Raw genomic sequence first — 23,604 nt, forward strand, 5'->3', positions numbered from 1 at the left:
ACTGGCGCCATGTTAGAGTATAACCCGTTGCACTGCTTACCCTCAGCAGAAGACCTACCTGATTCTGACGATACACCCGTGGACAACGAACTACAAGATTATATTCCGCATCTACTAAAAACAATTCTCGCCTGGATTTGGAGCAGTCGCAATGATTGGTTCTTTGGCATCGACATGGGTATTTATTACGACCCTGACATTCCAGCAGTAGTTCCAGATGGGTTTTTGAGTTTAGGTGTACAGCGAGTAATTGATGAAGATTTGCGTTTGAGCTATCTTTTGTGGGAAGAATTAGTTTTGCCAATTTTAGCAATCGAAGTTGTTTCTCATAGACGACGGGGTGAATATACTAAGAAAAAAGAAATTTACGAACAATTAGGAATTTTATACTATGTTGTTTATAATCCATTACGAAAACGCAAAGCACGGTTAGAAATTTATCGACTGGTTCAAGGAAAGTACATATTACAATTAGGTAATCGTATTTGGCTACCAGAACTTAGTTTAGCAATTGGTCATGAAAGAGGAACTTTTCAAGGTATTACGCGCGAGTGGTTATATTGGTACAACCAAGATGGTGTTAGATACAAAACACCCGAAGAATTAGCTACCGATGCAGAAGAACGCGCGCAAAAATTAGCAGAAAAGTTACGCCAGCTAGGAGTAAATCCTGATGAATTATAAATTGTGTTTTCCAACGCGCGCAAAATAAAACCTGTTGTAGAGACGTTACATGTAACGTCTCTACGTATATTTAATCAGATATTAAATTTTTTCAGATGTAATGTTGCGGATACCCTAGGCTATGAGTTATACCTGACGTGGATTGATGAAATATATAAATACATCATCAAATAGATAAGTTTTTACGTGATATCACGGTGGAAAAATTGTATCTATTAACTTAATGGCTATAATTAGAGGTGGGAGCAATTGAAATACGAAATCCGTTATAAACCTGCATTTGCGTCTATTTTTGTCACGCTTAACCCTGGTGACAGCATTATTGCAGAAGCAGGCACCATGACTAGTATGGATGGTCAGGTATCCATGCAAACTCAGTTCTCAGGTGGTTTAATTTCTGGGTTATTAAAAAAATTTCTCGGTGGTGAATCTTTATTTGTCAACGAGTTCTCTAATAAAGCTTCTCAACCCTTGACGGTAGTGTTAAACCAGTCTTGCGTTGGTGATATTGAAAAATTTGATTTGAATAACGGCGAAATTTGCTTACAACCCGGCGCCTATATAGCTCATACTCCCGGTGTCAAAATGGGTGTAGCTTGGGCTGGTTTTTCGAGCTTTTTTGCTGGTGAAGGGTTATTTAAGCTCAAATTAAGCGGCAGTGGACAGGTATTTTTTGGCGCCTATGGTGGTATCACCAAGAAGCGTGTAGACGGTGAATTCATTGTTGACAGCAGTCATTTAGTTGCATATCCAGCAAATATGAAGTTAAATCTTAAACTTGCTGGTGGTTTAATTGGTTCTGTAACTTCTGGGGAAGGTGTCGTTAGTAAACTTTCCGGTCAGGGAGATATTTATTTGCAGTCCCGCAGTATCGATGGTTTAGTTCGGTTTCTAAGTTCTAAAGTTCGCTAAAAGTAAATTAAATAAAAGTTAAACAATGGATATAAAATTATTACAGCAGCCAGACAGTACAATTGCACGTGTAACAATGCAGGCTGGTGAAGAGTTAGTAGCTGAAGCAGGATGTATGATTGCCATGAGCGACAATATTAACACCAGCACCACTTTGAGACAAGGAAAAGGAGGAGGTATCCTCGGTGGACTGAAGCGAATGCTCGGTGGTGAATCTTTATTTTTGAGCGTTTATCGTTCTCCGGTAAATGGGGGAGAAGTTTTTCTGGCGCCAAAATTAATGGGAGACATTTTACTTTACAAAGTCAATAATAATGAGTTAGTTGTACAAGCTAGTTCATATCTTGCTAGTGCTGCGAGTGTAGATATTGATTTAGGATTTCAAGGTTTTAAATCAATGTTTTCTGGAGAGTCTATTTTTTGGTTAACAATAAGTGGCTATGGTGAAGTTGCACTGACTTCGTTCGGCGCCGTTTATGAAATAGATGTAGATGGTGAATATGTGGTTGACACAGGTAACATAGTTGCCTTCGAGAAAAGCTTAACATTTAGTATCAGCAAAGCAAATACATCTTGGCTAGGCGCCTTTTTTGGTGGAGAAGGATTAATTTGTCGATTTAAAGGCAAAGGTAAAGTATATTGTCAAACTCATAACCCTGGCGCCTTTGGTCAATTAGTAAGTTCACAACTACCAGCTATCAAAACCTCATAATTTCACCCAACATTACCATCATCAAATATAAACATGAATAAAATAGCCTACAATATTGAACACTCACCTGCTTACGCTTCGTTAAAAGTTCAATTACAAGCGCACCAAACTGTAGTAGTAGAATCGGGTGCGATGGCAGCAATGGACCCCTGGATAGAAATGAAAGCCAAAACGAGAGGGGGTTTAATGAAAAGTGTAGCTCGAATGTTTGCGGGTGAATCACTATTTTTAAGTGACTTTACAGCCAAAGATAAACCCGGTCAATTATATATATCTCCTGGTGTACCTGGAGATGTACAGCACTATTACCTAGATGGTAGTAAAGGTTTAATGGTACAATCATCAGGATTCCTTGCATCGAGCGTAACTGTAGAAATTGATACGAAATTTCAAGGATTTAAAGGCTTCTTCAGTGGTGAATCCTTATTTTTGCTAAGAGCTATTGGTGAAGGAGATATTTGGTTTAGTTCCTACGGTGGTATCGTAGAAATTCCTGTAACAGGTGAATATGTAGTTGACACAGGTTATATCGTAGCATTTGAAGATACACTCAACTACAAAGTCGAAATGATAGGCGGTTTATCATTTAGAGGACTGAAGACAGGGGTTTTAGGTGGAGAAGGTTTAGTTTGTAGGTTTACAGGTACAGGAAAACTGTGGATACAGTCGCGTCAACTTTATAATTTGATAAATTACTTGAATGTATTTCGTCCTGTTGAAAGTAGTTCTAGTTCTAGTAGTAGCGACGGGTAAACTGGCAACGGATATAACGGATGTAACGGATGGTTGATTTGTGATAAACGGTCTATTTTTTATACTGCTAAAGGGTAAAATCTAGACTTTTGTCATGCTGAGGAACGAAGCATCTATTTGTCATGCTGAGGAACGAAGCATCTATTTGTCATGCTGAGGAACGAAGCATCTATTTGTGATGCTAAGAGGATGTTTGAAAAGTCAGACAAGGTATAAATTGTCATTCTGAGCGGAGCGCAGCGGAACGTAAGCGAAGCTTTCCCGAAGGGTAGAATCTAGGTTTAACACGTATACTCAGATGCTTCGTTCCTCAGCATGACATTCACGAACACTTTTCAAACATCCTCTAAGGAACGAAGCGTGTAGGGTGGGCAACTGCCCACCTTACGATTTTAACACTACCTTAAAAATAAATGGCGCCAACAAATCGCAACCCACCAACAAGTAACCGTCAACTATTAATAATTCTAAGCATATTTTTATCAATCATTCTATGTATAATTTGGTTAATAGGCTTACTAATCGATAACCTAGTCTGGATAGTACCTCCAGATGTAGAAACAAAATTAGGCACCTTAATAGCTCCAACATATGAAAAACTATCCCAACCATCACAAACACAAGATATCTTAAACCAGCTTTTAAACAAACTAGAATCGAATTTACCATCAGAACAACATAAGCGCGATTATCAAATAATCTACGTACCAGATAAAACAGTAAACGCTTTAGCACTACCAGGTGACCGCATTGTAATTTTTGATGGTTTACTCAAACAAGCAGAGTCAGAAAATGAATTAATGATGATTTTAGGTCATGAATTAGGACATTTTGCTAACCGCGACCATCTACGCAGTATATTAAGACAACTAATATTACCAATTGCATTAGCTTCCATAACAGGAAATAATGATTTACTAGTATCTGTCGCTTCTGGTATTACAACCTTTAGCGATGCTAAGTATTCACAATCGCAAGAATCACAAGCAGACGAGATAGGATTAAATTTATTATATAAAACCTACGGTCATGTAGCTGGAGCAACTGACTTTTTTAATCGATTAAGTAAACAAAAAAATATAGATATAGCATTTCTATCAACTCATCCGGCGCCGCAACAAAGAGTTAAAAATTTACAGCGGTTAATCAAGCAAAAAAATTATAAAATTAAAAATGTATTTCCATTACCGAAAGAATTGTAGGACTTGTTATCTTTGAGTGTTTGCGGAATTATTGTAAATATTGCTGTAGCTTTATACATTACTATTCTTATGTATACTTACATATAGCAATCCAAAATCGCTTGTAAAATATTTCTCTTGTTTCTTTCCTTTCTTCCTTTGCGTCCTTTGCGGTTCGTTTCTTCTACTATAACTACTATAAAACGACGAAATTGAATTTTAAGATTTTCGTGTGCAAAAAGTGGCGCCATTATTTCTAACGTACCATCTTCATACGCAAACCTTGAACCTCTACCGCTACCTGTTTCACGTAGCAAAGCTTCAAAGGTTTCCCAGCTAATATTATGTAGTACGGTTCGCTGTTCGGCGCCTGTCGAAGAAGTAGCAAGCATAGTTGTTTGTGTTATCGTACTTTTTCTGCACGAGATATCAACAGTTTTTATCAGATTTTTGCCGAATATATTAAAGTACATCTGTACTCGCACATCGACTTGCTGCTAAAAATGCTTAAATAAATAGACATGGTAGTTTTTAGGTATTAAAAAGGCGCCTGAAAAAGGTTGTTTTTGCGCTTGGAAGCAAAAAACTAACTGTGAACGACTTCGTTTAACGCTTCGTGAATTATTTCATCACTTACTCCCCGACGTTTCAAACTCGCAATTAAAGCTGTCACTGTTTCGCTTTCAAATCGTTCTAAATCCGCACGTAATCCTTGACCGATGTAAGCGCGAATTAATGGCTGATACCCAGAAAAGCCCAACAACGGTGCAAGCCGCTTTAAGTCTTCAATAACATCTTCGGGAATGCGAATCGTCACGCTGGTCATAGGGCGATTTCTATCTAACCGCTTTTTTAATGCTTCAATTTTCATACTCTGCTCGCTCCTGACGAGTGGCTTTACGTGCTGAAATAATCCGAATTATATTCTCCTCACGCTCGATGTGAACGACGTATAACAAATTCCATCGAGTATCCAGTCCAATCACAGCATCCCGTGCTTCATTATTGCGACTTGCGTTAACAACAATGAGAAATGGATCAAAAAATACCTCGGCAGCTTGCTGGAATGTAATCCCATCATGCTTTCCTGGGTTGTTTTGAGCTTTCTCGTCGTTCCAAACAAAGGTGATGCCGTTTAGCACGAAATACACATCCATGCTTCATATTGTAGATAATACGTATTTACATTGTCAATACAGTTTTAAGTTTAGACTTGCAGCTAGGGTTTTAAATCTTTGATGAAGTGCGTTACAAGGTGTTGTAGTAGTGGGAATGCTAACGAGAGTAGAGTGTACTTACCATCTTAGTTGCTATGGAATGGTCTTGTTGGTTTAATGTTTTGTTTGCCGAACGCCATCGGTTGCCATCAATTTCAGGGATTTATGTTATTGCCGATGCTAATAATTGCGTATGGTATATTGGACAAGCTACAAATCTTAAAAGTCGGTGGGCTGGTAGAACCCACCACAGGTATCCACAGTTAATTCGTTCCAACCGTAAACTGTGCCATCGAATCTATTGGCAAGAAGTACCAGTGAACTCGTTAGACGAATTTGAGCGACATTATATTGATTTGTTTAAACCAACGCTTAACGGCTGTAAAGTGAAGAAATATTTACCTTGCTCCCATGTACTCCATTTCTATTATGTCTCTATAATAATCAAATGCTGCATCTAAAGAAACTAGAATAGGTCATAGGGCGATTTCTATCTAACCGCTTTTTTAATGCTTCAATTTTCATACTCTGCTCGCTCCTGACGAGTGGGTTTACGTGCTGAAATAATCCGAATTATATTCTCCTCACGCTCGATCTGAACAACATATAACAAATTCCATCAAGTATCCAGTCCAATCACAGCATCACGCGCTTCATTATTGCGACTTGCGTCAACAACAATGAGAAAGGGTTCTCTAGATGCTGTTGAAGTAGTTAGCACAAGCATTAGTTAAATCAATGATTAGTTTTGCTCCGTCCGCTCCAACGTGTTGTTAGTGAGCGTTTTGGCAACAAATTTACGACTTCTCTTCCACTTTCAGTTTGCAGCTTCTGCAAATCTGCAAATATTGCGTCTAAGTCATAATTGAATGACTTGGCGTATTCTTCACGAATTCGATGGATATCTTCTACAATCTCATCTTTAAACATATTAATCTCCTAGCAGTTCATAAGGCGTACAAAGGATTGGTAATTGATAGCCGAAATCAAGGCTGATCTCCGCAAGCTTTCCCTGAATTTGTGCGTTAGCAATATGCTTACAATTCCAGGTTAACAGATAATCCAAACCGTGAACGGTTGCCGCTGCAATATGAATTGCATCAACATCTGCTTTAGGAGGAAGATTGCTACGGGTGAGAAATTGGGCAGCTAAGTCTCGTACAGCTTGATTTAATTCTAGCAATGGAACATCACGAATTTTTTCTAGGCGTTGAACTGCAATTTCTGCATCTCCTTGTGCTATCTCTTTTAGCACTGCTTGTGAGATGTACAGCGTGAAATCACTTCGACGAGATTCCCACCAATCTTTTGTTACCTCGATATTCGCAGCCAAAATTAAATTTTTAGTTGATCTGGCTGTGAGATAACCTAAGATGCTGGTTTCTATGTAAACGGTTTCGCTCATACAATGTAAGTAGCAGTCGTTTCTATTCTAACTATAAGCAGTACTTAATAAATATATGAAAGTAGAGAAATTTTTTATTGCTTTACACAAATATACAGTAGAGAGGTTTTGGGAAACTTCTCTACTGTATAAAGCTTATATTCACTTTGATGGTGCGTGAAAGCTATAATACTTTTCGTTTCGGTTCTGATTTTTTCAAGCTTTCACACACCCTACCCTAACATGCTGGTGAAGAAGTCGATTGTGTCTTTTAGGGATTTGATGAATACGTCGATTTCTTGGTGGGTGTTATAGAAGGCTAAACTTGCGCGTGCGGTTCCGCTTGTTAGGTTTAAGTAGCGGTGTAAGGGTTGTGTACAATGGTGTCCAGAACGTATTGCTACACCTTCTTGGTCTAGTAGTGCTGATAAGTCGTTGGGGTGGATGTCTCCTGCTGTGAAGGATGCTAGTGCTGCTCTTCCAAACCCGTTGGCGTTGGGTTTGGGACCGTGTATGTTTATGTCGGGGATGGTTTCGAGTTGTTCAAATAAATATGATGTTAATTCAGCTTCGTAGGCGTGAATTTGATCCATTCCTAGTTTATTTAGATAGTCTATTGCGGCACCTAATGCAATAGCTTCACCGATAGCGGGTGTACCTGCTTCAAATTTGTGTGGTAGTTCCGCGTAGGTGGAATGGTCTAAATATACATCGGCTATCATTTCTCCACCACCCAAGAAAGGAGGCATAGCATTGAGTATTTCTTCTTTTCCGTATAAGAAACCGATACCAGTAGGGGCACACATTTTATGACCGGAGGCTACTAGCCAGTCACAGTCTATTTCTTGTACGTCTACAGGCATATGAGGTACACTTTGGCAAGCGTCTATTAAAACTTTGGCGCCATATTTATGAGCGAGCGCAGAAATTTCTTGGACGGGGTTAATGCATCCCAAGGTGTTAGAAACATGAACTACCGATACTAATTTAGTTTTTTCTGAAATTAATGTTTTAAAATTTTCAAAATCAAAGGTTTCTTCGGGTGTTAATTCCACATGCTTGAGTACGGCGCCCGTTTTTTGGGCTACAAAATGCCAGGGTACCAAGTTGCTATGGTGTTCCATTACTGAGAGGATTATTTCATCCCCTGCTTTTAAATTATTCATTGCCCAGCTATATGCTACCAAGTTAATAGCCTCGGAAGCGTTGCGGGTATAAATGATTTCGTTGCGCGAGTTAGCATTTACAAAAGCTGCTACTTTATCACGTGCTGCTTCGTAAGCGTCTGTTGCTTTAGCGCTGAGAGTATGGGCACCACGGTGAACATTAGAATTGTAACCTTCGTGGTAGTGGCGCCATGCATCAAGAACAAATAGCGGTTTTTGGGAAGTAGCTGCACTATCTAAGTAAACAAGAGGCTTGCCGTTAACTTCTTGGTGGAGAATAGGAAAGTCACGACGTACTCTGTGGGCAATGGTAATGTCTTTTGCAAGAGTCATAATAGTTAGGAGTTAGGAGTTAGGAGTTAGGAGTTAGGAGTTAAGATTGGTTGTTTGTGTGTAACTCCTAGTTGTGTGTTTAAAATTGTTTGACTTCGTTTAAAAGATTATCGCGTAAAGAGGTAACGGAAATGTTGTTGATTATTTCAGTAGCAAATGCATTGATTAAAAGATGACGCGAACTATTCTCATCAATACCTCGACTTTGTAAGTAGAAGATTTCATCATCTTCTAACTGACTAACTGTGGCGCCGTGGGCACATTTAACGTTATCGGCGGTAATTTCAAGTTGAGGTTTTGTGTCAACTCGTGCTTTACTCGTTAACATTAAGTTACGGTTTAGTTGTGCTGCATCGGTTTGCTGTGCTGGTTTAGGAACAAATACTTTCCCGTTAAAAATAGCGTGCGCTTTATCACCGACAATATTCTTTTGTAACTGTTTACAAACACCATTAGGATGATTTAAAGCAATAGCGCTGTGCATATCCGCTACTTGTATACCTTTTATCATCGCCAACCCATTCAGGGTAGTCTCTGTTTGCTCACCAGTTTGTAAAATCTCTAAATTATGGCGCCCTAAGCTCGCACCAATATTAATAGCATTACAGGTATAACGACTATAACGTGCTTGAGTAACAGCAGTCTTACCAACATGAAAAGCTGAAAAATCTTCCTTCTGCACTCTAGTATGACTCACACTAGCATTATCAGAAATCCAGATTTCCGTAACAGCATTGGTGAAATAACTGCCCTCTTGTGGAACAGGCATCTTGCCTGTTACATATTCTTCCACAAAACTCACTTGTGAGCCAGTATTAGCCACCACCAAACAACGCGGCAAAGAAATAGCACCCTCACCAGCAGTAATATATACCAAGTGTACTGGTGTTTCTACGACTACATTCTTCGATACCCAAATAACTGCTGCATCTTGCATACCCGCAGTATTTAAAGCTGTAAATACCTCCAAGGCGCCTTCCGCTTGCGCTAAGTATTCTTGTGCTTTTACAGTATATTCTTCAGGTAGATTAACTAAATTTGTAACTAATATTCCTTCGGGTAAATCTGATACTGCTGATAATTCTGGTGCGTATATACCGTTAATGAAGACCAAACGGCTGTTTTGGGCTTCGGGTAGAATTTGGGGTTGTAGAGACGTTACATGTAACGTCTCTACAGCAGCATTTTTGAAATTTATCTGTTTTAATTTGGATAAATCTGTAAAACGCCATTCTTCGTCACGGTTGGTTGGTAAAGTTGAATGACGTACCGAATTTGCTGCACGCTGTTTAATTTCTTGTAACCAATGTTGCGTCTCCCCAACGACAACGTTGTTTAATAACTCTGTTAAATAATTATCTCTATCTAACAAAGTAGAGGTTAGACTGACAACATTGGAATTTGGAATCGGACTAGGAGAAACTTGTGTTATCATCTTACACCCCCACAGTTTCAGCAAATTCTTCTAAAACCCAGTCGTAACCGCGTTCTTCTAATTCCAATGCCAAGTCTTTACCACCAGAAGTTAGAATTTTTCCACGTGCCATGACATGCACATAATCAGGAACTATATAATTAAGCAAGCGCTGATAATGAGTAATCATAATTGTGACGTTTTCTGGTTTGGCTAATTGGTTTACCCCACTTGATACAATTTTGAGGGCATCAATATCTAAACCTGAGTCTGTCTCATCTAAAATTGCTACTGCTGGTTCTAAAAGCGCCATTTGTAATATTTCGTTACGCTTTTTCTCACCACCGGAAAACCCTTCGTTAACGCTGCGGTTTAAAAATGCTGCGTCCATTTTGACGACATCTAGCTTTTCGTGAACCAAATCTTCAAAGTCAAAAGGTTCTAATTCTTCCAAACCTTGTGCTTTAAGCTTTGAGTTGTATGCTACGCGCAAAAAGTCTAAGTTTGTGACACCTGGAATTTCTAAAGGATATTGGAAAGCAAGAAATACACCACTACGTGCGCGGTCTTGCGGTTCCATTTCTAGTAGGTTTTGCCCTTTAAAAATTACTTCTCCACCTGTGACTTCGTATGCTGGGTGTCCTGCGAGTACTTTGGAGAGGGTGCTTTTTCCGGAACCGTTGGGTCCCATTATGGCGTGAATTTCGCCCGCGCGTACTTCTAAATTTACACCTTTGAGGATTGGAGTTTCATCAACGCTTGCCGTCAAGTCACGCACTGACAGCACTACTTCACTGTTTTCAATAATCATGTTTCCTGTTGTTGTCTTGTCTTGTGGAACAGGCATCCCTGCCTGTGATTGATGTTGAACTGTGGGCGGGCAGGGATGCCCACCCCACAAGAGATAAAATTTAGCCGACGCTACCTTCAAGTTTGAGGCTGAGTAATTTGTCTGCTTCGACGGCGAACTCCATTGGCAACTGGTTAAATACGTCTTTACAGAAGCCGCTTATCATCATTGATATTGCATCTTCAGATGAAATGCCGCGCTGTGTAAAGTAAAATAGTTGGTCTTCTCCAATCTTCGATGTCGATGCTTCGTGTTCGACTTTAGCGGTGTGGTTTTGTACCTGGATGTATGGGAAAGTATTCGCGTGGGCATTGTCACCAATTAGCATTGAGTCGCACTGTGAATAATTTCTGGCGCCTTTTGCTGTGGGGTTAACTTTGACTAAACCACGGTAGCTGTTACTAGATTTTCCGGCAGAAATTCCTTTAGAGATAATTGTGCTGCGGGTATTTTTACCAACGTGAACCATTTTGGTACCAGTATCAGCTTGCTGCATGTTGTTGGTTAATGCTACAGAGTAAAATTCTCCAACGGAGTTATCACCAACTAATACACAGCTTGGATATTTCCAAGTAATGGCTGAACCTGTTTCTACTTGTGTCCAAGAAATTTTGGAGTTAACACCTTGACACAAACCGCGCTTGGTAACGAAGTTGTAAATACCACCTTTTCCGTTAACATCTCCTGCATACCAGTTTTGCACGGTGGAGTATTTAATTTCGGCATTGTCGAAAGCTACTAACTCCACTACTGCGGCGTGTAATTGGTTGCTGTCGTACATCGGCGCCGTACAACCTTCGAGATACGATACATAGCTACCTTCTTCGGCAACAATTAAGGTACGCTCAAATTGTCCAGTGTCACCACTATTAATACGGAAGTAAGTAGATAGTTCCATTGGGCACTTTACACCCTTCGGAATATATACAAACGAACCATCACTGAACACAGCAGCATTCAAAGCTGCAAAATAGTTGTCAGCAGGAGGAACGACGCTACCCAAATACTTCTTCACAAGTTCGGGATGCTCGTGTAGTGCTTCAGAAATGGAGCAAAATATTACACCGTCTTTGGCAAGCTTATCTTTAAAAGTAGTTGCAACCGATACGCTATCAAAAATTGCATCTACTGCTACATTCGCCAAACGCTTCTGTTCGGTCAAAGAAATACCCAACTTTTCAAACGTTTCTAGCAACGTTGGGTCTACCTCATCCAAACTATTTAATTTCTTCTTGGCTTGCTTTGGCGCCGAGTAATAGATAATGTCTTGGTAATTGATGGGTGGGTAATTTAGACCAGACCAATCTGGCTCAGTCATCTTTAACCACTGGCGATACGCTCGCAGACGAAACTCCAGCATGAACTCCGGTTCATTCTTCTTTTCGGAGATGAGGCGGACAATGTCTTCGCTTAACCCACGCGGTATAGTGTCCGCCTCTATATCGGTAACGAAGCCATACTTGTAGGGTTGGTTGACTAGGGTTTTGACAGTAGCACTCATTGGTAGTTCTCTTGTCCTATGCGTTCTATTCAAGGGTGTTCGACGGGCTAATCAGCTTTATTAAGGCTGTTTTTAGGTTTTTGTTACCACGGGGCAACAGGGCTGTTAGAATAGATTTAAGAGTAAAACAACATCTTTGTTGTTTAATATATCTTTATTTTACGCTAAATTAACAACAACAATGTTGTTAAAGTCAAATTTTCTGGATCAATTTTCTGAAATTTATTTTTGAACTCAACCAGGACGACAATGCAAACAGCGCAGCAGTCCTCTAAGGAAGATATCCTAGAGTATCTTTTAAAGCATACCCAAGCATCCGCACTAGAACTTGCCGATGCGTTGGAGATTAGTGTCCAAGCGGTTAGGCGCCATTTAAAGGATTTAGAAGGTTTGGAGTTGATAGTAAATTCAGCGTCAGTACAAACTGGAACAGGGCGCCCGCAACATATATATAAGTTAAGTCAGCAGGGACGCGATAGCTTACGAAAGGAATTTGTCGATAGCTATGGGGACTTTGCCGTATCACTGTTAGACACCTTAGCTCAAACAGTGGGACACGAGCAAGTAAGTACAATATTACGCTTACAGTGGCAGCGTAAAGCAGTCGAATATCATCAAAAATTAGGGATGGCGCCATTACAAGACCGGGTAGCAATGCTGGTTACGTTGCGAAAAGCCGAAGGTTATATGGCAGAGTGGCATCCAGTAGAATCAAATGACTCATCGGATGAACGCTTTATAATCGCAGAACATAATTGTGCCATATCGAACGTCGCAGAGTCATTCCCCAGCGTATGCGGTCACGAATTAGAAATGTTTGCCGCAGTTTTGCCAGACTGTACAGTCGAGCGTACCCACTGGATAATCAATGGTGAACATCGCTGTGGCTATTTAGTACAGTCACGAAAGATAAAATGAAATAAAATAAATTAAGATTCATTACTAAATATTTAGTTTAGGTGAAGATTGTTGAGTAATTAGTCATCTGGGTTACAGATTGACTACACTCATCAGTTTTTGCGTATTCCCACCCCTACCCCCTTTCGTAATAAGCACTTCAGTGCTTAAAGGACACATTCATGAACACACCACAACCAGGAGCGCAATTTCTAACGCTAGAAGACTCCGGCAAAGTAGACGCAGCCTTACTATCCTCGCCAGAAAAATTCCTAGCACGCATAACGCTCTCCTCCCACAAACTACTCATACACATAGCCAAAGAAAACGGTATCCCCGTTGAAGAACTAACCACACAGCAAATAATAGCCTGGTTTGAAAAAGATGGAAAAATCCGTCGCGAACAAGGAATCGAAGCAGCGTATTTACAATGGTAATCACTATCTTTAACTCCCACAACATAAAAAACACCCAAACGGGTGCTTTAAGGAAGTGATTGCTGATTGTAGAGAAATATTTAAGTGTAATTATTAGTACGTGGACTGCGTGTACCAGCTGCGGCGCCTATCATAGAAGCGAGAAGTCCAAGCAGCGAACCAAACACGAACCACCATAAACCTTGACGTACAGCAGCAGCAGTTTCGCGAGCTTGTTGTGCGCTGACGTTAGCTTGAGGAACATTAACACCACCTTGTTGCTGCACTTGGTTAATAACTTCGCCAGCATTTGAAGCAGCAACACCAAAAGCACCAGAAACACCACTTGCTAGCAACCAAGAACTAACAGCCAAAGTAGTTGCCCAAAGAATGGCGCCATTAAGTAACGCAGTATTACGATTCATGGGACCACAAGCGCGTGCTGTTACCCAACCACCAGTAAATAAAGAAATTAATAAACCAATAGTAGACCAAATACCAACATTACCAGCAACATCTCCTGCAATTGTTCTAGGTCTGCCAGAACCTTCAACAGTACCGGCGCCAATAGCAGAAAACATCGCACTTAGAATCAACTGAGTAGCTAATGCGACCAATAAACCAGATATGATAGGACCCCAGCGAACGCGGTCATGATAATCGGCCACACGACCTACCACAGCGGGTTCCTGAATAACATCATCACCAACTCGATTTACATATGACATCGCCTTTCTCCTTACCTCTAAAGTAAATTTTTTGTCTTGTTTTCCGATGATGTCTATGATTTAAAGCTATATTAAGTCCAAACAAATCTATCACTAGAAATACTTATGTAATCTATCCAGAGTTAGAAAAAATAATTGATTAAATTAAAATAAAAAATTAATACGTAGGGTGCCTGACGCCATTAAAACCGAACAACGAAGCAAATAACCTTATAGCGTCACGCACCATTTTACCATCTTAATTAATATTAATAAATCATTCCACCAATCAAACTCTAACCGCAGTCCCGCTAGCAGTTATAAGTAAAAGAACCCCAGATTGGTCAACATTAATAGTACCCGTGTCAATTTCTATACCAACAACAGCATTAGCTCCCAGGCGCCTAGCTCGTTGTTCAAGTTCATTCAGAGCTTTTTGTTGTCCTTCTTCAAACAACCTCTCATAACTAGCAGTGCGTCCACCAATAATGTCGCGAATGCCAGCAAAAAAATCGCGTAGGAAATTGCTGCCATAAACAACCTGTGCAGTAACGACACCCAGGTAAGACTGAACAACCGTACCTTGGATGACATCTGTAGTCGTTAAAATCATCGCATTATCCTCGAAAATGTAAATAAGGCTGGGTTTTAAGTCAAATTGACTCAAAATCTGAAAATCAGTATTTGTTACATCCGTATAACATGTAACTCCCCAAACGTTTATTTAAGATTTGGAAACAGGGAACATACTGTCTCAATAGTAAATCTTTTGTAAAAGTTGAGTAATGGAGTTTTCAAAACTGAATATTTTTGTTTTAATGTACAAGCAATTACGGAAATTTTGAATTATAACATTGGCAAAAAACTTTCAGGAAATTTACTGTGTATAATCGAACAGCATTTATTTTAAGTGTTCTCTTACTAGGAAGCATTGCGGCAACAGTACCCACGGTAGCTTCCGCGCAGGTTGTTGTAGCGCAACGTACCAACCAAGAAGTTAAACAGCTTTTAGAGGATGGGCGCCGGATGGTTGATTCGGGCGACTACAATGGGGCAATAAGCGTTTATCAGCAAGCAGCAAGCTTAGAACCAAAAAATGCCTCAATTCAGTCAGGAATAGGTTACCTACAAGCATTACAAGGAAATCTCCAAGCTGCATTATCATCTTATCGTCGAGCAGTATCACTCAATCCCAATAACGGTGATTATCAATATGCATTAGCTTACATTAGTGGTAACTTAGGCGATAACCGTACAGCAAAGGATGCATATCGTAAAGCTATTCAACTCAACCGCAATAGTGTTGATGCTTATTTAGGACTAGCAACAGTGTTACTGCGTTTAGGGGAAACTACTAACGCAATGTGGGCAACCGAGCAAGCAATGAACTTAGATAAAAACAATCCTCAAGTCTTTGAATTACGCGGTACATTCTTAATGAAACAAGGTAAACGAGGAGATGCAGTCACCTTGTTTAGAAGAGCGCGCGAAATATACGCAAAACAAGGGAAACAAGAAAACGTCACCCGTATTGACGCAACATTGCGACAACTCGGAGGTTAACTTTGTGGAATGGGCATCCTTGCCCGTTCACTCCACATCTCATTAAGACTTATATTTTAAATAATAAAACCATCCATAATTCATAATTGTATCTACCGTAAGGACTATTGCTTTAGAAGTATTTATACTGCTAAATAACTTATTAGATAAAAATAATCAGCTAGCAGATTATTAAATTTTCATGTATGTAAAGACGTAATTAATTGCGTCTCTACAATATACGGTATTTACAAATGATTTAAAATTATGAATTTAAAAGATAAGGTTGCCATAGTAACAGGCGCAAGTTCTGGAATTGGAAGAGCTTGTGCAGTAGCTTTAGCAAGTGCAGGTGCCATAGTAGTAGCAGCAACTTTTAGACCAATCATCTTTTGTTACAGGACACACATTAAATATTGATGGTGGTTATCTCACATCTTGCAGCATTGTCAACAAGCCAAAAGAAACCGGGCTTCTTGACAAAATTTTCGCTATAAACCCCTAATTTATCGTACAGAAGCCCGGTTTCTCGGACTGGTGCAAGATGTGAGTTATGTTGCCCAGTAGCCCAGTAGGTTGGGTGGAGGAACGGAACCCAACAAAAGTTAGTACATAAGTTTTGTTCCGCAAAGCCTCTACCCAACGAACGGTTATTTGCTTAAAAACGGTTCAAAAGTAGGCAATAATTCTGAACGGCTTAAAACCAGAGTTGGATAAGAAATATTACTATAATCAACTCCTGGTTCAGCGGGGAAAGGTTCAGATTTTAGGGATATCCAGGTTCCACCTGCTGCTTGAACAATAACCCATGCTGCTGCGATGTCCCAAATTTTAGGAGTTGCTTCAATACCGCCTAACACGGCGCCTTTTGCAACAGTAAGAAAATTATAGCTTGCTACCCCTAGCATCCTAATTTTACATGGGAAGTCTTTTTGAATAACAGAAGTACTGCGCGAACAAAGATTGAAAAAATGATTGCCGCTTGGTACATCATTACTTGTATGTATAGGATGATGATTACGAAAGGCGCCTGTAGGTGTATCTAATCCAGAATTACCTGCGTAAAATCCATGATATGATTCCCTCAATGTTGGAACATAAACAAATCCAAAAATAGGTGTGCCTTTATACAGTAACCCTAGTGAAATTGACCAAAGTGGAAGCCCACGCGCAAAGTTTGTAGTACCATCTAACGGGTCAACTACCCAGCACCAATTAGTATCAGGCAATACTTTATTACCTTCTTCAGTTAAAATACCGTAACCGTTAAAATTAGCAATAATAGTATCACGGATAGCTTGGTCTGCCCATTTATCAGCTTTCGTAACCAAGCTACCATCAGCTTTTTGGTCTGAGCTTACTTGTCCAAAATCTTGAATAAGTTGACTGCCAACTTTTTCACAGGTTGTTCCAGCGAATTCGAGAACCGTTGTCCAAAAATCTATCATCTTTTTAAAGTTAGGAGTTATAGAGACGATGTCGCGTCTCTACAGGAGTTGGGAATAAAACCTATAGTAAGGTTCAATCGCATAATATCTTTACAAATATTTAGATATATATTGGTATACTGAATCCAATTGATAAAACTGGCACAGTATAAATACATATAAACTAAGATGGCTAATAATAGTGTGAATCGATTTGCTTCTTTAATCTTTGGTACTGTTTTAAGCCTAGGTGCTGCTGTTGGCGCCGCACCTGCAAAAGCACTAACCGTCATATCTGAACCAAGTTTGAATGAATCATGGTCTTTTTCCTTCAAAGACTACTCGATTGAACATCAAGGAGGCGCCGTTATTGATTTGAACGTTGGTTACAAGTATAAAAATGGCATCGGTAAAACAGACCCGTTTGAATATCCAGAGTTTACGCAGTTATACAATTATATTGATAATTATCTCGTCACATACCCCAATGAAACCGACTTTTGGGAAATTCTCAATAAGAATTTAGTCACTGATTTACTTACCAAACCAATTCCTACAACATTTGGGTTTGATTATAAATTAGCTGATGTTGTTGATAACTTGACTGTTGACATCGACGTTAAACCAGGTTCATCAGGAATTAATATTCCTCGCTCCAGTACAGTTACGGGAACTCCAGGTTCAACAGTTCAACTTGATGAATCATGGAATTTTGCCTTTAAAAACTATCCAATTCAACACCAAGGTGGGGCAGTTATCAACTTGGACGTGAGTTATGACTATAAGGATGGTATTGGTAAAACAGACCCATTTGAATATCCTGAATTTACGCAAATTTATAACTACATCGATAAATTCTTGGTACAATACCCTAACGAAACCGATTTTTGGGAAATTCTCAATAAAAACCTCGTTAGCAATTTACTTACAAAACCCATTCCTACAGCATTTGGGTTTGATTATAAATTAGCTGATGTTGTTGATAATTTGAGTGTAAAAATAGATGTTTTGCCTGGTTCGTCTGGAATTAATATCGCGCGCAGCAGTCAGGTAACAGGGATTCCTACAAAAAGTGCATCTGTCAAACCTATCTCTGTTCCTGAACCTGGTTTAATTGTGGCATTGGGTGTTATTGCACTTGCTGGGTTGATGCGACGGAGAAAACTGGCAACGGATACAACGGATGTAACGGATAGAGGGATAATTATGGATTAAATAAACCAAGCCTTGTTTGTAACGAATAAACCATCCGTTACATCCGTTACATCCGTTGCAAATCTTAATCTAATTCCTGCTCCAAAATTGACACCATTGTGCCTTTTGCGTCGCGTTGAAATTCACTGACGTTGACGCGCGCTAAAAATGATAGCGCTACTATCATACCAACTGCTTGGACTGTAAAGACTAAGCCATATGACATTAGGGGTGTATTAAATAAGTATTTCCCAAAATTCAATACTGCCCCTCCTGATACTGTTGCTAATGCCCGTGACATTGCTTGTGCTAAACCCCAGGCGCCTACAAATGTTCCTGCGGCTTCGGTGGCGGTTAAGTCTAACATTAAACTAAGGGCGCCTGTTGTGGTGACACCTGAAGCAAACCCAAATAATACTAAACACAATTGCAGCACTTTTGGGTTAGCAGTTACTCCAGCAAAAATTAGTAGTATAAAGCAAATAGCAACGCCAATACATCCAAGTTTAGTAGTAGTTTTTTTACCAATACGTGGTGCGATTAAAATACCTGTTAGTCCTAAGCCAAGCAGTGTCCCAGTTCCAAAAAATGCATTTAACTTAGTTGTCTCGGCAATGGTCATTTTAAATACTTCGCCACCGTAGGGTTCCATTACTGCATCTTGCATAAATAAGCTGATGGTCATTACCAGTAAGAAGGTAAAAAATATTCCTGTTTGGCGACTGGCTGTTAATATAGTCAACGCATGACCTAGGGTAATTTTATCTTCTCTAACACTAGGTGTAGAACGTGTACTCATACGCGAGTATTTTTTCTCAACACCAACTGTCCCAATCAGGCACAGTAAAAATGCAACAAGAGGTATTATGGTAAATAAGCGGTTGACTTGAGTTTGAATAACTTCAATTGGTGCGTTTAGTTGAATTTGTCTAAGTAAGCCACTACTAGTTATGGCGCCGATAATAATGCCCACCATCAACATCGACCAAACAATACCAACTATTTTGGAGCGATTATCTTCGTCTGAGATATCTACTAATAGTGCAGTGAAAGGTGTAGAACTAGCGCTTAATGCAACTCCATATATGGCAAATACTAACCCTAGCAGTGCCACCCACATTGTAGTTTGACTTGTCCAGGCGCCTTTTTCTAAACTATTACCTACCTGCCAAACAACTTGTACTGCTAAAAATGCTGAAGAAGTAAATAAAGCGGCGCCTAACCATATATAACCCGTGCGATGATGTCCTAAAAATGGCTTTGAGTCAGAAATCTGTCCAAACAATATGCGAACTGGAGCAACAAATTGATGCATTGCAATAGCCAGTGCAGTTATAAACGCTGGAACCTTCAACTCATCAATCATGATGCGGTTAAGCACACCTAACGTCAAAACCGACATTATCCCCAAAGCCATTTGAAAAAAGCCCAGTCGAAACATCGTTAAAATATCGACTTTTGGGAGACTGTGTGCATCGGACTGTGAACTTGATAAATTTCCGCTAGCCATTGTGCTTATAAATTCCGAGGAATAAAAGTTTTATCATCTTTTTCCTAGGATAAACGTTCCCACGCACGGATTGGAATCAAAAATGAACTTTTTCCTTACTCTTCTCTCTGTGAACTATGTACCTCTGTGGTAAATATCTATTATACAAAGAACAGGTAATAGATAGTAACGCTTAGAACTATCTACTACCAGTAAAGCAGAAATAGGAGAACGCTTACTTAAAACCCAGTGGAACCGCAAGACGACTACGCGAAGTCGCATTAGTTTTGGGGCTACATCAGAAAATAGTAAAGGGTTGTATTTCTGGCGTGGTAGCCTGTATCAAAAAGTTGGCGATCATCGGAAGGCAATCGCTGACTTTACAGTAGACATAAAACTTCAGAGTCCGGAAAGCGCTGATATTCATCGTTATCGTGCTGATAGCTACCTTGCCTTGAAGAATAAAGCTGCCGCAATTAAGGATCTGCAAAACGCCATCCAGCTTTACAAAAAAATGGGTCCTGACGCTGATTCTCTTCTGCGAGTGACGATGAATGATCTAGCCAAACTCAAGTAACCATCGCTCCCAATACTGCTCGGTTAAGGATTTTTGCAAGGATTTCGGGCATTTAGAGACGCGCAGAGCGGAGTGTACCGAAGGTAAATTTTCCTACGGTGAAGCTACCCTTCGGGAAAACTTCGTTTACGCTTGCGCGTCTCTACAAGGTTTTGGGTGTAATCTACTTCAAATCAGTCTCTTCGTTGCAAATTTTCCCATTTATATGTGGTCGAAAAGTCAAGTTAATACGCTCTTCTACAGGTCGAGTAGTTTTAGGCAACTGATGAACCCAGCTTTCCTGACATCCTGGGTGCATCACCAATAAACTCCCATGTTTTAACCAAATATCTACTGGTTTACCTTTTTTTCCTTGTCGCATTTGGAATTTGCGCTTTTGCCCAAGCGTTATTGATGCGATAGCTGGAGACTCACCCATACTCTTCTCATTGTCTGCGTGCCATCCATTCGAGTCGCGACCATCTCGATAACGGTTACATAGCACTATATGAAATCGATAACCTGTACTTGATTCAATATGTAATCGTAGTTGTTGAAGCTCTGGTGTCCAAGCAATTGGCTGCAATAATACTGATTTTGAGTAGAGATAATCACATCCTTCATCACCGTACATACATTCTAATCGCGGTACGGGCATAGTTTTACCAAAAATTTTAATTGTATTTTGGCGCCATGCTAAAGTTTCGCAATGATTATGAAGTTCCAAAGCCTGACTTGGTGTTAAAAAGTTTGGTACGTATTCAATTGGTGGATTTGTGTCCGTTGATGATAATACCATAAGATAAAATCTATGCTGACAGTAAATTAATTCACATCCTGTTTGTTTTAATATCCCAAAATATTAAGAAAAGTTAAAAATATTTCTTTACATTACAAATACTTACCTTATGGTAAGGCGCCTAGTTCCAGCATATAACAACTACTGCCACAAAACTCAAAAATGCCTCAGTGATTACATTTGGGGTTTTTGATGATGCTAAGTTGAAGCCATTTTTAATTGTACTTAAAGCCTTTGTCAATACTGCATTAGTTGTACTTTTATGAAGTATAATTAAGAATGAAGATATATATACGTAGGTAGTTAATTTTTGTTACTTACCTCTTGTATATTACCCGGAAATGTACATATTCAAGTTGTTTTAAAAAAAAGCAGCGAGTATCCTTCGGGAGAAGCGTGCATTTTGTTTAGTACGTTTTGTTAATTGTCAATTTATTGGTTTGAGAGGCAAAGGTCTTTGTGGGTCAGTATCAACCTACTCAGCTTATTCGCTACAGTCCGGATGCTGTAGCTAGTTATTATCGCTTCCGTCCTTGGCGCGTTTGGGCAAGGGCAATCAAGATAATATGGAATATGCTTGGGTTTATTCTTGGTTTAAAGTCCGATGAATGGTTTGACCGTGTTGAACAAAATAAGTTGAAGCGGGCAACCCAGTTAAGAATGATGTTGACAAAGTTGGGTCCAACTTTTATCAAGGTTGGTCAAGCGCTTTCAACTCGTCCTGACTTGATACGTAAGGATTTTCTCGAAGAATTGATAAAACTGCAAGACCAGTTACCACCATTCGACAGTAATCTCGCTTATCGTATTATTGAAGCTCAACTTGGTGAGTCAATATCTAAAATTTATAGTGAGTTATCACCAACTGCTGTTGCAGCAGCTTCTCTAGGTCAAGTATACCGTGGGCGCCTTGCTTCTACAGGAGAAGAAGTAGCGGTAAAAGTGCAGCGTCCCAACCTTCGTCCCACACTAATGCTTGACTTATATTTAATGCGGTGGGCAGCAGGTTGGCTATCTCCGTGGTTGCCTCTCAACCTTGGGCACGATTTAACTTTAATAGTAGATGAATTTGGCACTAAGTTATTTGAAGAAATCGATTATCTCAACGAAGCACGCAACGCTGAAAAGTTTGCTGCTAACTTCCGTAACGAACCCACTGTAAAGGTTCCCAAAATTTACTGGCGCCAAACAACTAACCGTGTTTTAACTCTAGAGTGGATAAATGGGTTTAAATTAAACGATACAAAATCTATTCGTGAAGCTGGTTTAGACCCAGAGGCAATAGTTCAAATAGGTGTAACTGCTGGGTTACAACAATTACTCGAACATGGTTTCTTCCATGCAGACCCTCACCCAGGTAATTTGTTTGCAACTCCCGATGGTCGTATGGCTTATATTGACTTTGGGATGATGGACCAACTTGATGAAACCACAAAAGAGACGCTGGTTGATTCGGTGGTACATTTAACTAATAAAGAATACACTGACTTAGCAATAGATTTTGTTAATTTAGGTTTCTTAACACCCGATACAGACATTCGTCCAATTATTCCTGCACTCGAAGCAGTATTGGGAGATGCTATAGGTAAAAACGTCGAAGAGTTCAACTTTAAAACTGTTACCGACCAGTTTTCTGAGTTGATGTATGAGTATCCCTTCCGAGTTCCTGCGAAGTTTGCTTTAATTATTCGTTCGTTAGTAACGCAGGAAGGTATAGCTCTCAGTCTCAATACTAACTTCAAAATAGTCGAGGTTGCATATCCATATGTCGCACGCAGATTATTAACGGGTGAATCACCTCAACTACGGCGCCGTCTGTTGAATATACTATTTAAAGACGGTAAATTCCAGTGGGAACGGTTAGAAAACTTAATTAGTATTGCCCGTACTGATAACAACTTTGACGTATTACCCACAGCAAAACTTGGTATCCGATATTTAATGTCGGATGAAGGTAAGTTTTTACGGCGCCAGTTGGTGTTAGCATTAACCGAAGACGACCGTTTACATACCGAAGAAGTACAACGTTTATGGAATTTAGTCAAGGATGATTTACAACCTGACAAAATATTGAGCGCAGCAATTGGAGTGTTAACAGAGTTTTCACGCGAAGGTGTTGCTGCTATTTTACCAAAGGCGCCGATGTTTGCCGTGTTTGATAAACCAAAAACCTAATAGCTCATAATGAACCCCCTTAACAAGGGGTTTTATTTTTATAGGTATTTACCTCTAGGCAAATACTCAAATACTTACTTTTGGCAATGTCAATTTATTTGCATGTTAAAAACCTCTCCCCAACCACTCTCCTGCAAGGATACAGAAGAGCGAATGGTATAACCCCTCATTCTCACGATTTGCCTGCGGCAATAAATGCGTTATTTCCGAAAATGTAGGGTTTCTACTACTTCTGTGATGCAAAAGTTTGCAAAAGTACTTGCATACTAATAAATAGATGCCTCCTTGATAAACG

General features: G+C 39.7%; 25 protein-coding genes and 2 pseudogenes. 13 read left to right on the plus strand and 14 right to left on the minus strand.

The window, feature by feature from the left end; all coding sequences use genetic code 11:
• Window positions 1-9: 9 nt before the first annotated feature.
• The 5 genes from DSM106972_RS19950 to DSM106972_RS19970 all read left to right on the plus strand — a co-directional run bounded on the left by DSM106972_RS19950 (window position 10) and on the right by DSM106972_RS19970 (window position 4,263).
• Window positions 10-684 (plus strand): Uma2 family endonuclease, encoded by a 675-nt coding sequence (locus DSM106972_RS19950; RefSeq protein ID WP_127082355.1) that lies wholly within the window; start codon window positions 10-12, stop codon window positions 682-684.
• Between the two features lie 249 nt (window positions 685-933).
• Window positions 934-1,596 (plus strand): TIGR00266 family protein, encoded by a 663-nt coding sequence (locus DSM106972_RS19955; protein WP_127082356.1) that lies wholly within the window; start codon window positions 934-936, stop codon window positions 1,594-1,596.
• Window positions 1,597-1,621: 25 nt separating this feature from the next.
• Window positions 1,622-2,308, plus strand: coding sequence for a TIGR00266 family protein (locus DSM106972_RS19960; RefSeq protein ID WP_127082357.1), 687 nt, complete (start codon window positions 1,622-1,624; stop codon window positions 2,306-2,308).
• A 33-nt stretch (window positions 2,309-2,341) separates the two neighbouring features.
• Entirely contained in the window at window positions 2,342-3,061 is a 720-nt protein-coding gene (locus DSM106972_RS19965; protein WP_127082358.1) for a TIGR00266 family protein, read from the plus strand.
• A 413-nt stretch (window positions 3,062-3,474) separates the two neighbouring features.
• Window positions 3,475-4,263, plus strand: a complete 789-nt coding sequence (locus DSM106972_RS19970; RefSeq protein ID WP_127082359.1) for a M48 family metallopeptidase — start codon at window positions 3,475-3,477, stop codon at window positions 4,261-4,263.
• Window positions 4,264-4,421: 158 nt separating this feature from the next.
• Here DSM106972_RS19970 and DSM106972_RS19975 read toward each other — a convergent pair.
• The 3 genes and pseudogenes from DSM106972_RS19975 to DSM106972_RS19985 all read right to left on the minus strand — a co-directional run.
• Window positions 4,422-4,634, minus strand: a pseudogene (locus DSM106972_RS19975) (Uma2 family endonuclease); the annotation flags it as partial.
• Between the two features lie 194 nt (window positions 4,635-4,828).
• Window positions 4,829-5,113, minus strand: coding sequence for a hypothetical protein (locus tag DSM106972_RS19980; protein ID WP_127082360.1), 285 nt, complete (start codon window positions 5,111-5,113; stop codon window positions 4,829-4,831).
• Window positions 5,103-5,399 carry a BrnT family toxin gene (locus tag DSM106972_RS19985; RefSeq protein ID WP_127082361.1) on the minus strand — a complete coding sequence of 99 codons (297 nt, stop codon included), beginning with the start codon at window positions 5,397-5,399 and terminating at the stop codon, window positions 5,103-5,105. Before DSM106972_RS19985 ends, DSM106972_RS19980 begins: the two co-directional genes overlap by 11 nt.
• A 155-nt stretch (window positions 5,400-5,554) precedes the next feature.
• Between DSM106972_RS19985 and DSM106972_RS19990 the strand changes: the two genes are divergently transcribed.
• Entirely contained in the window at window positions 5,555-5,920 is a 366-nt protein-coding gene (locus DSM106972_RS19990) for a GIY-YIG nuclease family protein (RefSeq protein WP_127082362.1), read from the plus strand.
• 274 nt (window positions 5,921-6,194) lie between these two features.
• On the opposite strand, the gene DSM106972_RS20000 is transcribed toward DSM106972_RS19990, so the two are convergent.
• From DSM106972_RS20000 to sufB, 6 genes are all read right to left on the minus strand, one after another.
• Window positions 6,195-6,389 (minus strand): hypothetical protein, encoded by a 195-nt coding sequence (locus DSM106972_RS20000; RefSeq protein WP_127082363.1) that lies wholly within the window; start codon window positions 6,387-6,389, stop codon window positions 6,195-6,197.
• A gap of 1 nt (window position 6,390) precedes the next feature.
• Window positions 6,391-6,864, minus strand: coding sequence for a type II toxin-antitoxin system VapC family toxin (locus tag DSM106972_RS20005; RefSeq protein ID WP_127082364.1), 474 nt, complete (start codon window positions 6,862-6,864; stop codon window positions 6,391-6,393).
• 212 nt (window positions 6,865-7,076) lie between these two features.
• Complete coding sequence (locus tag DSM106972_RS20010; RefSeq protein ID WP_127082365.1) at window positions 7,077-8,342, minus strand: SufS family cysteine desulfurase; 1,266 nt, start codon at window positions 8,340-8,342, stop codon at window positions 7,077-7,079.
• A gap of 79 nt (window positions 8,343-8,421) precedes the next feature.
• Window positions 8,422-9,777 carry a Fe-S cluster assembly protein SufD gene (gene sufD / locus DSM106972_RS20015; RefSeq protein WP_127082366.1) on the minus strand — a complete coding sequence of 452 codons (1,356 nt, stop codon included), beginning with the start codon at window positions 9,775-9,777 and terminating at the stop codon, window positions 8,422-8,424.
• Window position 9,778: 1 nt separating this feature from the next.
• Entirely contained in the window at window positions 9,779-10,567 is a 789-nt protein-coding gene (gene sufC, locus DSM106972_RS20020) for a Fe-S cluster assembly ATPase SufC (RefSeq protein WP_127082546.1), read from the minus strand.
• A gap of 100 nt (window positions 10,568-10,667) precedes the next feature.
• Window positions 10,668-12,107: a Fe-S cluster assembly protein SufB gene (gene sufB / locus DSM106972_RS20025; protein WP_127082367.1), complete on the minus strand. Its 1,440-nt coding sequence runs from the start codon at window positions 12,105-12,107 to the stop codon at window positions 10,668-10,670.
• 249 nt (window positions 12,108-12,356) lie between these two features.
• Between sufB and sufR the strand changes: the two genes are divergently transcribed.
• Window positions 12,357-13,025 (plus strand): iron-sulfur cluster biosynthesis transcriptional regulator SufR, encoded by a 669-nt coding sequence (sufR, locus tag DSM106972_RS20030; protein WP_127082368.1) that lies wholly within the window; start codon window positions 12,357-12,359, stop codon window positions 13,023-13,025.
• Window positions 13,026-13,186: 161 nt separating this feature from the next.
• A complete protein-coding gene (locus DSM106972_RS20035; RefSeq protein WP_127082369.1) occupies window positions 13,187-13,441 on the plus strand; it encodes an NDH complex assembly factor CRR9 in 255 nt (84 codons plus the stop codon).
• Between the two features lie 80 nt (window positions 13,442-13,521).
• Here the strand turns inward: DSM106972_RS20035 and DSM106972_RS20040 are convergent, their stop codons facing one another.
• Window positions 13,522-14,148 (minus strand): hypothetical protein, encoded by a 627-nt coding sequence (locus DSM106972_RS20040; protein ID WP_127082370.1) that lies wholly within the window; start codon window positions 14,146-14,148, stop codon window positions 13,522-13,524.
• A 268-nt stretch (window positions 14,149-14,416) separates the two neighbouring features.
• Window positions 14,417-14,740, minus strand: a complete 324-nt coding sequence (locus DSM106972_RS20045) for a YbjQ family protein (RefSeq protein ID WP_073621909.1) — start codon at window positions 14,738-14,740, stop codon at window positions 14,417-14,419.
• 269 nt (window positions 14,741-15,009) lie between these two features.
• Between DSM106972_RS20045 and DSM106972_RS20050 the strand changes: the two genes are divergently transcribed.
• Both DSM106972_RS20050 and DSM106972_RS55835 read left to right on the plus strand, forming a co-directional pair.
• Window positions 15,010-15,690: a tetratricopeptide repeat protein gene (locus DSM106972_RS20050; RefSeq protein WP_127082371.1), complete on the plus strand. Its 681-nt coding sequence runs from the start codon at window positions 15,010-15,012 to the stop codon at window positions 15,688-15,690.
• A 246-nt stretch (window positions 15,691-15,936) separates the two neighbouring features.
• Window positions 15,937-16,035, plus strand: a pseudogene (locus DSM106972_RS55835) (SDR family NAD(P)-dependent oxidoreductase); the annotation flags it as partial.
• Window positions 16,036-16,319: 284 nt separating this feature from the next.
• On the opposite strand, the gene DSM106972_RS20060 reads toward DSM106972_RS55835, so the two are convergent.
• Window positions 16,320-17,117: an inositol monophosphatase family protein gene (locus tag DSM106972_RS20060; protein ID WP_127082372.1), complete on the minus strand. Its 798-nt coding sequence runs from the start codon at window positions 17,115-17,117 to the stop codon at window positions 16,320-16,322.
• Between the two features lie 168 nt (window positions 17,118-17,285).
• Between DSM106972_RS20060 and DSM106972_RS20065 the strand changes: the two genes are divergently transcribed.
• A complete protein-coding gene (locus DSM106972_RS20065; RefSeq protein ID WP_127082373.1) occupies window positions 17,286-18,311 on the plus strand; it encodes a PEP-CTERM sorting domain-containing protein in 1,026 nt (341 codons plus the stop codon).
• A gap of 64 nt (window positions 18,312-18,375) precedes the next feature.
• Here DSM106972_RS20065 and DSM106972_RS20070 read toward each other — a convergent pair whose 3' ends face one another.
• On the minus strand, window positions 18,376-19,800 hold the full coding sequence (locus DSM106972_RS20070) for a BCD family MFS transporter (protein WP_127082374.1): 1,425 nt from the start codon (window positions 19,798-19,800) through the stop codon (window positions 18,376-18,378).
• A 295-nt stretch (window positions 19,801-20,095) separates the two neighbouring features.
• Here DSM106972_RS20070 and DSM106972_RS20075 point away from each other — a divergent pair, with 295 nt between their 5' ends.
• Entirely contained in the window at window positions 20,096-20,356 is a 261-nt protein-coding gene (locus tag DSM106972_RS20075; RefSeq protein WP_158632852.1) for a tetratricopeptide repeat protein, read from the plus strand.
• A gap of 163 nt (window positions 20,357-20,519) precedes the next feature.
• Here the strand turns inward: DSM106972_RS20075 and DSM106972_RS20080 are convergent, their stop codons facing one another.
• Window positions 20,520-21,134, minus strand: a complete 615-nt coding sequence (locus DSM106972_RS20080) for an alpha-ketoglutarate-dependent dioxygenase AlkB family protein (RefSeq protein WP_127082376.1) — start codon at window positions 21,132-21,134, stop codon at window positions 20,520-20,522.
• A gap of 459 nt (window positions 21,135-21,593) precedes the next feature.
• Between DSM106972_RS20080 and DSM106972_RS20085 the strand changes: the two genes are divergently transcribed.
• Window positions 21,594-23,309, plus strand: coding sequence for an ABC1 kinase family protein (locus DSM106972_RS20085; protein ID WP_127082377.1), 1,716 nt, complete (start codon window positions 21,594-21,596; stop codon window positions 23,307-23,309).
• The last annotated feature ends 295 nt before the right edge of the window (window positions 23,310-23,604 follow it).

It is taken from the genome of Dulcicalothrix desertica PCC 7102, from assembly GCF_003991905.1.
Classification (GTDB): domain Bacteria; phylum Cyanobacteriota; class Cyanobacteriia; order Cyanobacteriales; family Nostocaceae; genus Dulcicalothrix; species Dulcicalothrix desertica.

Excerpts from the sequence above, each read along its gene's own strand:
- DSM106972_RS19950 (WP_127082355.1), top strand. The coding sequence starts at position 10 with ATGTTAGAGTATAACCCGTTGCACTGCTTACCCTCAGCAGAAGACCTA.
- DSM106972_RS19960 (WP_127082357.1), top strand. The coding sequence starts at position 1,622 with ATGGATATAAAATTATTACAGCAGCCAGACAGTACAATTGCACGTGTA.
- DSM106972_RS19965 (WP_127082358.1), top strand. The coding sequence starts at position 2,342 with ATGAATAAAATAGCCTACAATATTGAACACTCACCTGCTTACGCTTCG.
- DSM106972_RS19970 (WP_127082359.1), top strand. The coding sequence starts at position 3,475 with ATGGCGCCAACAAATCGCAACCCACCAACAAGTAACCGTCAACTATTA.
- DSM106972_RS19980 (WP_127082360.1), bottom strand. The coding sequence starts at position 5,113 with ATGAAAATTGAAGCATTAAAAAAGCGGTTAGATAGAAATCGCCCTATG.
- DSM106972_RS19985 (WP_127082361.1), bottom strand. The coding sequence starts at position 5,399 with ATGGATGTGTATTTCGTGCTAAACGGCATCACCTTTGTTTGGAACGAC.
- DSM106972_RS19990 (WP_127082362.1), top strand. The coding sequence starts at position 5,555 with ATGGAATGGTCTTGTTGGTTTAATGTTTTGTTTGCCGAACGCCATCGG.
- DSM106972_RS20000 (WP_127082363.1), bottom strand. The coding sequence starts at position 6,389 with ATGTTTAAAGATGAGATTGTAGAAGATATCCATCGAATTCGTGAAGAA.
- DSM106972_RS20005 (WP_127082364.1), bottom strand. The coding sequence starts at position 6,864 with ATGAGCGAAACCGTTTACATAGAAACCAGCATCTTAGGTTATCTCACA.
- DSM106972_RS20010 (WP_127082365.1), bottom strand. The coding sequence starts at position 8,342 with ATGACTCTTGCAAAAGACATTACCATTGCCCACAGAGTACGTCGTGAC.
- sufD (WP_127082366.1), bottom strand. The coding sequence starts at position 9,777 with ATGATAACACAAGTTTCTCCTAGTCCGATTCCAAATTCCAATGTTGTC.
- sufC (WP_127082546.1), bottom strand. The coding sequence starts at position 10,567 with ATGATTATTGAAAACAGTGAAGTAGTGCTGTCAGTGCGTGACTTGACG.
- sufB (WP_127082367.1), bottom strand. The coding sequence starts at position 12,107 with ATGAGTGCTACTGTCAAAACCCTAGTCAACCAACCCTACAAGTATGGC.
- sufR (WP_127082368.1), top strand. The coding sequence starts at position 12,357 with ATGCAAACAGCGCAGCAGTCCTCTAAGGAAGATATCCTAGAGTATCTT.
- DSM106972_RS20035 (WP_127082369.1), top strand. The coding sequence starts at position 13,187 with ATGAACACACCACAACCAGGAGCGCAATTTCTAACGCTAGAAGACTCC.
- DSM106972_RS20040 (WP_127082370.1), bottom strand. The coding sequence starts at position 14,148 with ATGTCATATGTAAATCGAGTTGGTGATGATGTTATTCAGGAACCCGCT.
- DSM106972_RS20045 (WP_073621909.1), bottom strand. The coding sequence starts at position 14,740 with ATGATTTTAACGACTACAGATGTCATCCAAGGTACGGTTGTTCAGTCT.
- DSM106972_RS20060 (WP_127082372.1), bottom strand. The coding sequence starts at position 17,117 with ATGATAGATTTTTGGACAACGGTTCTCGAATTCGCTGGAACAACCTGT.
- DSM106972_RS20065 (WP_127082373.1), top strand. The coding sequence starts at position 17,286 with ATGGCTAATAATAGTGTGAATCGATTTGCTTCTTTAATCTTTGGTACT.
- DSM106972_RS20070 (WP_127082374.1), bottom strand. The coding sequence starts at position 19,800 with ATGGCTAGCGGAAATTTATCAAGTTCACAGTCCGATGCACACAGTCTC.
- DSM106972_RS20080 (WP_127082376.1), bottom strand. The coding sequence starts at position 21,134 with ATGGTATTATCATCAACGGACACAAATCCACCAATTGAATACGTACCA.